This is a genomic window from Bacillus sp. CH_48, from assembly GCF_038008465.1.
GTDB classification, from domain to species: domain Bacteria; phylum Bacillota; class Bacilli; order Bacillales; family Bacillaceae_G; genus Bacillus_A; species Bacillus_A thuringiensis_S.
This window is the reverse complement of sequence record NZ_JBBOZF010000001.1, coordinates 5,750,782-5,762,915: the sequence shown is the minus strand read 5'-3', so window position 1 is coordinate 5,762,915 and position 12,134 is coordinate 5,750,782. Positions and strand designations below refer to the sequence as shown.

The following is a 12,134-nucleotide window of genomic DNA, read 5'->3' as shown; positions in this document are numbered from 1 at the left end:
TGTAATCGTATGGAATTTCTTTTGCAAATTTTGTTGGAAATCACAAAAACTATAGCTAGAGAAGGTATAGTTTTGGGATTTAAGAAATTAACGGCAAAAAAGCGCAAAAAGAAGACCACCCGTCTGCCTGCGAAGCGTGGGAAGTCTTCTAAGCGCAAATAAGCTTTAGTTGCAACCTTCCACCTCGCGGTAATTAGTTGCAGTGACGGGGTGTTGGAAGCACCTCGTCTACTTCATTTTATGCAAAACTTATTTAGTTTATACTTCTATTTATAGTATAACAGTTTAGAAATGTATTTGTTAATAGTTTTATTTTTACTTTGTATAGTAGGGGAAGTAGACTGGTATTGTTGGTTTTTGTTGGCAATTCGATATATCTTAAAAATCGCTGATATAACTTCATATACCGCCGAACTATCGCAATAAGCTAGAATAAAAGGCGAGTAACATAATTTCATGTACCATCAAACTTCCCCATAAGAAAAGACGCCACATAGCGTCTTTCCTACGAACGAAACGGAAACACAAGAATAATCGTCGTTCCTTTTCCGAGTGCACTATCAACGGAAATTGTCCCGTTATGAGCATGAACGAGCTGTTTTGTAATGGCTAGGCCAAGTCCAGTTCCGATGTTGCTTTCTTCTGTGTTTGTTCCGCGGTAATATCGTTCAAATAGAAGTTCTTTCGTTTTTTCATCCATTCCTTTTCCGTCATCCGAAATGGAGAGTATAAAGGAATTGGCGTTTTGTGATAGTTTTACGATGACAGTAGTTGTTTCGTTATTATGTTTTACAGCATTTACGAGTAAGTTTTCGATAATACGCTGGAACCATTTTTCTTCAATGAAATATTGAATTTTATTTGAGCTCGGTACGAATTCAATATTTTGATTTTGAAGTGTTGGATTATTAATAAATTGCAATAATACTTTTTGGACGAACTGATTGATTTCAACGTTTACGTGCTGTGCAGGAAGGCTATTATTTTTTAATTGATACGTTAAGCTTAAATCATCAATTAATGTCGTCATATATTGAGATTTCTCTTTCATAACACTACCAAATTGTTGAATATCACGATCGGTCCAGTTGTATTGATTCGATTCTAGTAATAATGCGTAGCCATATATAGAGCTAAGTGGTGTTTTTAAATCATGCGTTAGACCGGTAATCCATTCTTCTCGTGTTTGCTGAAGTACTTGCCTCATCGCATCATTTTTCTTGAGTGTAATAGAAAGGTGTTCTAGTGAACTTGTCACATCTCTAAACAAACGGAATGACCATTTTTCTTTACCAGATCGCCGGAACCTGACAGGCTTTCCTTTTTTACTAATAGGTTCTTCATACTTTCCACCAGCGATATTTTTAAGCCAGCGCATCGCATGTAATAACGGTTTCCCGAATTTATTACCATACCAAATAGAAAGAATGACTAAATAAACAAATACGATAAGAAGGATTAATCCGCATCCAATGAGAAACTTCTTAGTAAATACATCTTCAATTTCGTCATCTGGGTAGTAGTGATCATTTTTTGCAGTTACAACGAGAAGGTTGCCACTATTTGCATCGTAAAAGCTAGACGTGTTTTCTTTATGATTCCAAGGTTCTTTTTCATTAAGGGCGATTTGTATTGCTGAAAATGTTTTTTTCTTTCCGGTTGTATAAGAAAAAACCTCTTCGCCATTTTGATTAAATATTTGAAGTGCTGCTTTTTCTTTAGACAGTAACTGTTTTTCTTGATCTGTTAATGTGAACGAATCCATTGTTAAAGAGGAATGCTCCTTTTGAATTGCTGTTAGTAAAGCATTGCTTTTTAACATACCACCATAAATAACAAGTACTTTCTTTTCTTCTAATTCAATTTCCCAATATGTAAATTTATAATTACTTTCGATATGATGTTGTATATATGCGACTAAAGATGTCTTCGTATAAGCATTCGGAACATCATTTGGTGTATTAAAGTGGTAGAGGATTTTTCCGTTTTCATCTACAACTTGGAGCCAATCATTTTTCTCCTTTATTAAATCTTGCACTTCAGATTGTAATGAAATATGTCCATCTTTTGAAGAGATGTATCTTGAAATTGTAAAACTATCAGAATCTGGAATGTTAGGTTCGTATAAAGTACTAGTAAGAAGAAAAATTAAATAAGTAAAAGCAGCAACTACAGCGATAAGTAATGTAACTAAAACAAAAACGTGTTGCATGATAAATTGAATAATAAGTCGTTTATTAAAATTCATATCGTCACCCTACTTTGTAACGAACTTATAACCAAGGCCGCGAACAGTTTTTATATATTCTGGTTTACTTGGATCGTGTTCAATTTTTTCACGTAGTTTTCGAATGTGGACCATAACAGTGTTGTCATCGCCATTATAGGCAGGTGCTCCCCAAACTTTTTCGTATATTTCCTCTTTCGAAAATACGTAGTTCGGATTCTCGCAAAAGAAGAGTAGTAGTTGAAAGAGTTGAGCGGAACATTCGACAATGTGACCATCCACTGTCAGTTCTGCAGAGTGTTGATCAATTTCAAATCTTCCAAATGAAATCGAGTGTGAATTTTGTTCGTGCGGTACTGCTTGTTTCATATGTCTCCGAAGCTGTGCTTTCATGCGTGCTACTACTTCTAATGGATTAAAGGGCTTCGTAATATAATCATCCGCACCGTATGAAAATCCAGATATTTTATCTAAATCAGATGCTTTTGCTGATAGGAAGAAAATGGGACAATCTGTTTGTTGGCGAATGATTGGACAAATATCAAAACCAGATTGTCCAGGAAGCATTACATCTAAAATAATTAAATCGTAATTGTTTTCCTTAGTTAGAGATAAAGCTATTTCAGCTGATGTTGCAGTTGTAATATGAGAAAAACCTTCTTTTTCAAGAATGGTAGTTAGTAATTGTAAAATTGCTGTTTCATCATCAACGAGTAAAATATTTGCTTGGTACATAAACATCCCTCCTAATTTTCTCGAATATCATATCATCCTTTTGTAACTTATGGAATTTTTAAGGAAATTTTAAGGTTTTCTTTCGCAAAAAATTAAGAATCAAATGATATGATAAAAGTAACATAGGGGAGGAGATGAGTGTGAATCCGTTTCAAGTGATGCGAGCTAGATATTTTTTAATTGTATTTGCACTATTAATTTTAATAGCGAGAAGTAGTGGCGATTTGCTAACAAGTATATTTCATATACAAAATTCTTCTTTTATAAATATCCTTATATTCTATATCCTTCCGATGGTATGGATTTTTTATGAGTATAAAAAGCATCGCATTTCATTTTCATTGTTTGTTAATAAAAATGAAACATTTAACTTGGTGCAAGTTTTATACATTACGGTTATGTTATGCATATTTAGTTACGGGTATCTTATTTTGTATATGTATAGTTTTGCATGGATCACACCAGACTTTATTATGAATGCATTGCATGAACCGATTATAGATAGTACTGGGGGATATGTATATCAAGTCATTAGGGTTGTATTCATCGCACCAATTATCGGGGAGTTTGTTTTTCGCGGATTTTTACTTCAACGCTTTGCAACAAAATGGGGAACGAGCATAGCGACCATCGTTGTAGCAATATTGTTTGCATTGTTACATGTTGATTTCCTCGGTGCAGCCATATTCAGCATCGTATTGTCGATCGTATATATTCGTACGGAAAGTTTACTCATGCCAATTGCAATACATATGTTAAACAATGCATTTGTAATGGGCGCGTCTTTTTTAATAAGTAGAGAAAAAATTATGAGTTTTGCAGACTTCTCAAATTATACGACATTCTTTCCTGGACTTATTATATTTATAACGGGATTAAACTTAGTACTTATCTTTTTATTTGTTAATCGCAAGTATTGGAGTAAAGAAGTGCCAGTTATATATGCAGAGCAGGAAAAGAGCTTTTCAGATGTAGTCGGGAGTAAATAAGATGAAGAAGACGGTTGAAAAAATATTAAAAGAAATTATAGATGCTACGTCTATTGCAGATATGTGTGATAAAAGCTTTTGTAATTGGATTCAACCTGTAGTATTTGTTTTCTAGTAATCATTTAAAAGAAAATATTATTTCTCTTCTTATTGTATTAGGAGTTGTACTAATATTTGGTCTAATTGTAGAAGAAATGATGAAGCGCATCTTCAGAAAAAATGGAGAGAAGTATATGTGGGTTCATAAAGTATTCGAGAAAGTAATAGTGGCTTTCCTTTTGTTTTATAGTATGAAAACAATCATTTACTTTATAGCTTTGAAACATCATTAATTCTAAATTTGAAAGGGATGTATAAAATTATATGAATGAAACGATATCATCAAATAAGTTTTTTTATTTGATTTTACTTAGTCTAGTGTTAATAACGACAGTGAATGTTATTTTGCGCTGGGAGGAAGCTTACTTTTTCATGTATTTAGCGCTCCATTTGTTGGGGATTTTATGTATAAGTGGTGGAGTCGTTACTGAAAAAAAGAGTGAAGAAAGCGTTAACTATATGTGTGTGATCGGTCTTATTTTACTTTTAGCTGTACAGGGTATTATGAAATATAGTTCCTTCTCTTTACAAGATTTTAGTTTATTAATAGATGTACTTCCTTAAAGAGGCTCTTTATGTTATCTAAAAAGCAAGTAGGGTACGTACTAGTTTTAATCGGATTTTTTAAGATTATCCCGCTATTTGCCGGGCAGTAAGACCCCACTGATTAAAGTTTCGCTTTATTATAACGACGCTATTCTTTCAAGACTATGAGTATATTTGATATGTAAAAGGCGTTGGTTTGTAAGTGCTTCCGGATTATGAACCGAAGAAAGTGTTTAAAGATAGGTAAAACTCTTCTTATGTAGAAGAGTTTTTTTATGTAAATAAAAAGATCCAGAGCAATTCACATAATAAGCTTGTTCTAATTTAGCGTGTACGAACTTACAATAATAATAGACAGGCAGCATAGAGGAGGGAATAGCGTGAGGAAGGTTATTGGTTGGTCGCTTTTTTTGTACGTTGGATTTGCGTTACTTATATATTGGTATTTATTTGGATGGAATCATGAACTTATTCCGGACATGTATAAAGGAACAAGTGCAGATCCAGAAACGTTTATGAGTGCTAGAGAGCTTACGCTAAGCCAAGATTATTCGCGCGTGAAAAATTTACTATACTTTTTAGCGACGCCTCTTGAATGGATTATTTTATTATTTGTACTTGTGCTAGGTATTTCAAGAAAGTTTGAGAAATGGTCGAAGGAAACGACTAAAATAAGTGTCTTGCAAGTTGCGATTTATCTCTTTTATTTATCATTACTGACAACAGTGCTTGCCTTACCGATGCAATGGATTGGCCGGAAAGTATCCGTTGATTACGGCATTTCAACACAAAGTATACAAAGCTGGATAAAAGATCATGTTATCGGTTTTTGGGAAAGTTATGCGACTATGTTAATTGTAGTTACCGTTCTATTATGGCTTATCCGTAAATTTCCGAAGAGGTGGTGGCTAGCAGGGTGGGCGCTCTCTGTTCCATTTACAATCTTTTTAACATTCATACAGCCTGTCGTTATTGATCCGCTTTATAACGACTTCTCAACGCTGAAAAATAAAGAATTAGAAACGAAAATTTTAGCGATAGCAGACAAAGCTGACATTCCTGCTAAACACGTATATGAAGTAAATATGTCAGAAAAAACGAATGCATTAAATGCTTACGTAACAGGAATTGGTCCTAACGCCCGTATTGTAATGTGGGATACAACGCTTAAGCAGTTAAAAGATAAAGAGATATTATTTATCATGGCTCATGAAATGGGACATTATGTTATGAAGCATATATACTTTGGCGTTGCAAGTTATGTGTTGCTATCGTTTATAGGTATGTTTTTAATTAGTCGTATTATAAATATGTGTATTCGCAAATGGGGAGATACATTGCAAATTTCAAAAGTGGCATGTTTCTCCATTTTACCTTTATTTTTCTTAATTTCTTCTATACTCTCTTTTGCAGCACAACCAGCAACAAACTACGTTTCACGTATAGAAGAAAGAGCGGCAGATCAATATGCTTTAAATATGACGAAGGACGGGAAATCTGGTGTGAAAACTTTTCAATATTTATCAAAAACAAGTTTAAGCCAAGTAAATCCGCCTGCGTTAGTGAAGTTTTTCTTATACACCCACCCACCAATTTTTGAAAGAATTCACACGTTTGAACAATATGAGAAACAAAGCAAAAAGGAGTAGCATGATAGCTACTTCTTTTTTTATAGAAATATAAGTTTGATATTGGGAATATTTATCATTGCTTTTTATTGAGATTTTGTAAATAATAAGCTATAAAATTCTAAAAATCTATATATAAAGGAATAAAGGTGGAAAAATGTATTTTTTACAAAATTTAAAAGTGAAATATAAATTATTATCGCTTATTTCATTAGCAGTTTTAGGTATGGTAATTATGAGCAGTGTAGCAATTAATTCCATTAATAAGATTAAGCACGATACAGAGGTTGTAGTAGATGATTATCAATATTCTGCAATTTTATTAGAAGGAATGCTTCGCACACAAAATTCACTAGAATATAATTTATTAGAATTAATTACTGCATCACAAAATGAAGTGGCAAATAAAGAGGGGATAATTGATAATATTGAAAAGGATCTTAAAAAATATGATTCTTTATTAAAAGAATATGATGATGGTTTTAATTTAAGTAAGCAAGAGGATGAACTGTTTCAGAAGATGAAGAAATCTTTGCCAAGTTATAAAGATACATATAAAAAATTATTTGAAAAGGCGAAGGCAACAAATGAGCCACAAATGGTAAACGAATTTCAGAAGAAATTAAAACCGAAGGGAATAGAGTTAGCTGGTTATGCAGTGGATCTAGAATCGTATGTTTCAAACTTAGCTGATCAAGTGTTTAAAGATTCTCAAAAAATGATTGATCGATCCGTTATTACCTTTATCATTCTTGTAGTAGTTACTACAATCGTTATATGTATAGTAAGTTATATTATTAGTAGGCTTATAGTTGCTCCGTTACAAACGGTTAGTCGTATGATGGAAAGAGCGAAAGAAGGAGATTTAACTGTACATGGTGATTATAATGCTAAGGATGAATTAGGTGTATTAGTAAGTAATTTTAACGAGATGATTGCAGGGCTAAGAACAAATATGCAAGAAGTAGAGAATAATATTCAGCTTTTATTCCAACATGCAGACGGAGTAGCATCTGCATCAGAAGTATCTAGTAGTGCAGCGAAGAAAATCACTATGGATATTGAAGAAGTTGCAAATGGTGCAGAGAGTCAAATGCAAGCAATGGAACAAACTGCGGGTGCGATGGAAGAATTGACACAAGGAATGCAGAGTATAGTCAATACATCGTCCTCTGTAAATGAATTGTCTGCTCAATCAGCATTAGATGCAGAGAATGGTAACAAATTAATGAAACAAATGATTCAACAGATGGATACAATCCAAAATTCGGTACATAGCGGTGTGAAACAAGTAGAGACTATGAAAGAACAATCAGAAGAAATTGTTAAAATCATTGATGTTATGCAAGGTATTACCTCTCAGATTAACTTATTAGCATTAAACGCCGCAATTGAGGCTGCACGTGCTGGTGAAAGTGGTAGAGGATTTGCAATTGTGGCAGATGAAGTGCGGAAATTAGCAGAACAATCTAGTGATTCTGCAAAACAAATTGAGAATCTTATTACTCAAGTTATGGGAACAACGAACCATACGGTACATATGATGGGGAAAGTAGATAATGAGGTACAGGCAGGTACACAAGTAGTAATGCACACAGAAAAAGTATTTGGAACAATTACAGAAAAAGTACAGCAAGTATCTGAGCAAATTCAAACGGTATCTATGTCTACAGATGAAATTGCAGCGAGTAGTGAGGAAATCTCGGCTTCTGCAGAAGACATGGCTCAAATTTCCCAAAGATCATCTGACCGAACTGATAGGGTAAAAGAGTCTATTCAACAGCAAGAAAAATCTGTTCAAGAGATTTCGGTTTCAATTGAACATATGCATAACGCAGCAGGAAAATTAAAACAAATAGTTGCCCAATTTACTCTTCAAAAGTAGTAGCATATGTGAGTGTTAATAAATATAAAAAAGCATCCTCTTTTAAGAAAAAAGGATGCTTTTTTTATTACTACTATTCTTAGATTTCGAGCATTTTCAAGGTGATGATCTGTACATACTAGATTTGTATATTACTTATTTTTTGACAGTTTAAGACATTTATCGACGAGAATTATTTCTGTATTAGTGTTTTTAGATCCTGCTGTTGCAATATTATTAGATACTGTTTTTACCGGATTTAGACCAACTAGTATGCAAGTAGTAGGGATTATCCTTATATTTGTAGGGATGGCGCTAACTTTTCGCAAGGGAAGAGAAGGCGAGTTATCAGTGGAGAGGAATGCTACCTCTGAAATATAAATCATGAATATAGTAACCTTCATTAGGCATCTCCTTTACGCGCCAATAAAGGGAAGTTGTAAAGTGAAAAGGAGTTTATAAAGAGATTGTAGAATGTTTTAGTATATAACACCTTAGATGTGACAACTTCCTTTTTGAAAAAGAAAGAAGGAGGCATAAAGCAGAAAGGTAGTGGAAATATTTCTTCTAGAAGATTTGCATTTTATCTTACATTCACCAAAAAATAGTACTCCTGAAACAATGAAGTTCATTTTATTTGAATGAAATAGGGAGAGAGGACGATGAAGAAAAAAATATTGGGTGTAATGATGATTGCGACAATGGCAGGAGGGATATTTGCAGGGACGAATGTGACGCCTGTAAAAGCGGAAGAGTATCCACAAATGATTGTGTTTGAAGATGTTCCATACGGGTTTTGGGCATATGACGCTATTATGGATTTAGCATATCATAAAATTATATTAGGGTATGGAAACGGGAAGTATGGTGTTGGTGATCTTACAACACGTGAACAAGTAGCTGGTATTATTTACAGAACACTTGAAATGAAAGAAGAAGGATCAGTAGCGAATCCGTATAAAGATATTTCTGATAGTACAACAACTTTTAAAAAGGAAATTTTGGCGTTAACAAAACGTGGTGTTTTTACAGGGGATGGGCAAGGGAACTTTAGGCCGAAAGCACCAGTCTCTAGAGCGGAAATGGCTGTCATTTTAAAACGAGCATTTACTTTTGAAACGAAGCAAAAACATACATTTAAAGATATTCCAAAAGGCCACTGGGCAGAAGATGCAATTAGTGCGCTACAATCTAATAATGTTGTAAGAGGAACTGGGAATGGCATGTATGAATTAAATCGCCCTGTACCTAGAGAACAATATGCTCAATTTATTAATAATGCGATTATTAATTATCATTTGAAAGAGGATTGGAGATAGAGTGAAATATGAAAGCACAAATAGAAATATTTGTGCTTTTTTGTTTGTTTAAAAAAGAATTATTATTCGTTTTTATGTATTTTTAATGTTATACATAAGCTTTATAATCAACCCCATAAAAAAGACATGATGTGTAATATGATTCACAAAACCGTCACGAAATGTGTCGGAAAATATATTGTTACTATACTATTTGTTATGTATATTTGAAAAAACATATACATATTGGGGAGGAAATGTAATGAGCAAAAAATTATTAAAAACAGCTACAGCATTAACAATTATGGGTGGGGTGTTATTCTCAGCAGAGAGTAACAATGTAAAAGCGGAAAGTGCACCGTTGCAAAAAACAAATACAATTGTATTTAAAGATGTACCAAAAGGGCATTGGGCATATGAGGCGATTCATGATTTAGCGGAACAAGAAATTATTTTGGGATATGGCGATGGAATATTCGGTTTTGGGGATAATGTAACACGTGAGCAAGTTGCAGCTTTAATTTACCGTGTGTTTGATATGGAAGAACAAGATGAATATGAAAACCCGTATGGAGATATCGATGAAAATTCAACAAGCTTTATCGAGGAAATATTGGCTTTAACGGAAATGGGAATTTTCCAGGGAGACGAGAATGGAAACTTTAGACCGAAGGCGACGTTAACGCGTGCGGAAATGGCACAAGTTCTTACGAATGCTTTTGACTTACAGGCAAAGGGATCTCATAACTTTAATGATGTTTCAGCAAATTCATGGGCAACGAATGCAATTAGTGCAGTACAAACAAATGGTATTACAATGGGAATCGGAGAAGGTAAATTCGGTCCGTCTATGAAGGTAACGAGAGAACAATACGCACAGTTTTTACATAGAGCAATATTGCATGATATGGAACAAGGGCAGTAATAAAGTTTAACTAGTCAAAGTGAAATTTAAAAATAATACAAAAAGGTCGTTGTTGTATAACAGCGGCCTTTTTTTGTATGAAATAAAGCGCGAAAGAATGGCGTTTTGAAAAAAAAATGAAGTGAATTTTCAAAAAAAACTTCCTTTTCTGAAGATTTGTTATATAATATAAAACATGAAATCAAATCTGTTATAAAACAGTTTAAGAAGGGGATGCTAATATGTCGACGCAAACTTCACGGGTTACACTCGTTGGAGAAATGTTACCAGCGTACAACGAAATATTGACACCTGAGGTGCTTAGTTTTTTGAAGGAACTACATGAGAATTTTAATGAGCGCCGCATAGAACTTTTACAAAAACGTGTAGAAAAACAAAAGAGAATTGATGCAGGGGAGTTTCCGAAGTTTCTAGAAGAAACAAAACACATACGTGAAGCGGATTGGACAATTGCCAAGCTGCCAAAAGACTTAGAGGATCGCCGCGTAGAGATTACTGGACCGGTAGATAGAAAGATGGTCATTAACGCTTTAAATTCAGGAGCGCATCTTTTTATGGCGGATTTTGAAGATTCGAATTCACCAACTTGGGAAAATGCAGTGGAAGGTCAAATCAACTTACGAGATGCAGTAAAGGGAACGATTTCACATGAAAATGATAAAGGGAAAGAATATAGATTAAATGAGAAAACAGCTGTACTCATTGTACGTCCAAGAGGATGGCATTTAGAGGAAAAGCATATGCAAGTTGATGGGGAAAATATGTCAGGTAGCTTAGTAGATTTCGGCTTGTACTTTTTCCATAATGCGAAAGCTCTTTTAGCAAAAGGGAGCGGCCCATACTTTTACTTACCGAAAATGGAAAGTTATTTAGAAGCGAGATTATGGAATGATGTATTCGTATTTGCTCAAAAATATATCGGCATTCCAAATGGAACGATTAAAGCAACTGTGTTACTGGAAACGATTCACGCTTCGTTTGAAATGGATGAAATTTTGTATGAGCTAAAAGATCATTCTGCTGGCTTAAACTGTGGAAGATGGGATTATATTTTTAGCTTTTTAAAGAGTTTCCGTAATCATAATAAATTCTTACTACCAGATAGAGCACAAGTCACGATGACAGCGCCATTTATGCGTTCGTATTCTTTGAAAGTAATTCAAACGTGTCACCGCCGTAATGCACCAGCAATTGGAGGAATGGCGGCACAAATTCCGATTAAAAATAATCCAGAAGCGAATGAAGCAGCTTTTGAAAAAGTGCGTGCTGATAAGGAGCGCGAAGCTTTAGACGGTCATGACGGGACTTGGGTTGCTCACCCTGGACTTGTACCGGTTGCAATGGAAGTATTTAATCACATTATGAAAACACCAAATCAAATTTTCAGAAAACGTGAAGAAATATGTGTAACAGAAAACGATTTACTAGAGGTACCGGTGGGAACGATTACAGAAGAGGGCCTTCGCATGAATATTAGCGTAGGTATTCAATATATTGCATCTTGGTTAAGCGGACGGGGAGCAGCACCCATTTATAACTTAATGGAAGATGCGGCAACTGCTGAAATTTCAAGAGCACAAGTATGGCAATGGATTCGTCATGAAGGTGGAAAACTAAATGATGGTCGTAATATTACGCTTGAATTAATGGAAGAGCTAAAAGAAGAAGAATTAGCAAAAATAGAAAGAGAGATTGGTAAGGAAGCCTTTAAGAAAGGGAGATTCCAAGAGGCGACAATGTTGTTTACAAATCTCGTTCGAAATGATGAATTCGTACCATTTTTAACATTACCAGGTTATGAAATTTTATAAAAAATGAAAAGG

Annotated in this window: 10 protein-coding genes and 3 pseudogenes; 11 read left to right on the top strand and 2 right to left on the bottom strand. The window is 34.3% G+C overall.

From position 1 onward, the window contains the following. Positions 1–9 precede the first annotated feature (9 nt). Complete coding sequence (locus N2V92_RS29175) at positions 10–162, top strand: hypothetical protein (protein ID WP_000394945.1); 153 nt, start codon at positions 10–12, stop codon at positions 160–162. Between the two features lie 343 nt (positions 163–505). Here the strand turns inward: N2V92_RS29175 and N2V92_RS29170 are convergent, their stop codons facing one another. Then, positions 506–2,248 (bottom strand): sensor histidine kinase, encoded by a 1,743-nt coding sequence (locus N2V92_RS29170; protein WP_001010459.1) that lies wholly within the window; start codon positions 2,246–2,248, stop codon positions 506–508. A gap of 9 nt (positions 2,249–2,257) precedes the next feature. Further along, positions 2,258–2,962: a response regulator transcription factor gene (locus tag N2V92_RS29165; protein ID WP_000283859.1), complete on the bottom strand. Its 705-nt coding sequence runs from the start codon at positions 2,960–2,962 to the stop codon at positions 2,258–2,260. A gap of 140 nt (positions 2,963–3,102) precedes the next feature. On the opposite strand from N2V92_RS29165, the gene N2V92_RS29160 reads away from it, so the two are divergent. The 10 genes and pseudogenes from N2V92_RS29160 (at position 3,103) to aceB (ending at position 12,122) form a co-directional block, all read left to right on the top strand. Further along, positions 3,103–3,951: a CPBP family intramembrane glutamic endopeptidase gene (locus N2V92_RS29160; protein ID WP_001067982.1), complete on the top strand. Its 849-nt coding sequence runs from the start codon at positions 3,103–3,105 to the stop codon at positions 3,949–3,951. A 1-nt stretch (position 3,952) separates the two neighbouring features. Next, positions 3,953–4,283: pseudogene (locus N2V92_RS29155) on the top strand (hypothetical protein). Positions 4,284–4,314: 31 nt separating this feature from the next. Beyond that, the gene (locus N2V92_RS29150) at positions 4,315–4,614 is read left to right on the top strand and encodes a DUF2101 family protein (protein WP_001006051.1); all 300 of its coding nucleotides are present in this window, start codon (positions 4,315–4,317) and stop codon (positions 4,612–4,614) included. Between the two features lie 362 nt (positions 4,615–4,976). Next, on the top strand, positions 4,977–6,245 hold the full coding sequence (locus tag N2V92_RS29145; protein ID WP_001233325.1) for a M48 family metallopeptidase: 1,269 nt from the start codon (positions 4,977–4,979) through the stop codon (positions 6,243–6,245). A gap of 136 nt (positions 6,246–6,381) precedes the next feature. Continuing rightward, positions 6,382–7,161: pseudogene (locus N2V92_RS30090) on the top strand (MCP four helix bundle domain-containing protein); the annotation flags it as partial. Beyond that, complete coding sequence (locus tag N2V92_RS30085; protein ID WP_414638674.1) at positions 7,156–8,109, top strand: methyl-accepting chemotaxis protein; 954 nt, start codon at positions 7,156–7,158, stop codon at positions 8,107–8,109. The pseudogene N2V92_RS30090 and the gene N2V92_RS30085, both read left to right, overlap by 6 nt. A 58-nt stretch (positions 8,110–8,167) precedes the next feature. Further along, a pseudogene (locus N2V92_RS29135) lies at positions 8,168–8,469 on the top strand (EamA family transporter); the annotation flags it as partial. Positions 8,470–8,750: 281 nt separating this feature from the next. Beyond that, entirely contained in the window at positions 8,751–9,407 is a 657-nt protein-coding gene (locus N2V92_RS29130) for an S-layer homology domain-containing protein (protein WP_000727105.1), read from the top strand. A 241-nt stretch (positions 9,408–9,648) separates the two neighbouring features. Beyond that, positions 9,649–10,311 carry an S-layer homology domain-containing protein gene (locus tag N2V92_RS29125; protein WP_012614769.1) on the top strand — a complete coding sequence of 221 codons (663 nt, stop codon included), beginning with the start codon at positions 9,649–9,651 and terminating at the stop codon, positions 10,309–10,311. A gap of 221 nt (positions 10,312–10,532) precedes the next feature. Further along, positions 10,533–12,122, top strand: coding sequence for a malate synthase A (aceB, locus tag N2V92_RS29120; RefSeq protein WP_000107342.1), 1,590 nt, complete (start codon positions 10,533–10,535; stop codon positions 12,120–12,122). The last annotated feature ends 12 nt before the right edge of the window (positions 12,123–12,134 follow it).

Bases quoted from the DNA above. Each gene is read 5' to 3' on its own strand.
- N2V92_RS29175 (WP_000394945.1), top strand. From the start codon at position 10: ATGGAATTTCTTTTGCAAATTTTGTTGGAAATCACAAAAACTATAGCT.
- N2V92_RS29170 (WP_001010459.1), bottom strand. From the start codon at position 2,248: ATGAATTTTAATAAACGACTTATTATTCAATTTATCATGCAACACGTT.
- N2V92_RS29165 (WP_000283859.1), bottom strand. From the start codon at position 2,962: ATGTACCAAGCAAATATTTTACTCGTTGATGATGAAACAGCAATTTTA.
- N2V92_RS29150 (WP_001006051.1), top strand. From the start codon at position 4,315: ATGAATGAAACGATATCATCAAATAAGTTTTTTTATTTGATTTTACTT.
- N2V92_RS30085 (WP_414638674.1), top strand. From the start codon at position 7,156: ATGATTGCAGGGCTAAGAACAAATATGCAAGAAGTAGAGAATAATATT.
- N2V92_RS29130 (WP_000727105.1), top strand. From the start codon at position 8,751: ATGAAGAAAAAAATATTGGGTGTAATGATGATTGCGACAATGGCAGGA.
- N2V92_RS29125 (WP_012614769.1), top strand. From the start codon at position 9,649: ATGAGCAAAAAATTATTAAAAACAGCTACAGCATTAACAATTATGGGT.
- aceB (WP_000107342.1), top strand. From the start codon at position 10,533: ATGTCGACGCAAACTTCACGGGTTACACTCGTTGGAGAAATGTTACCA.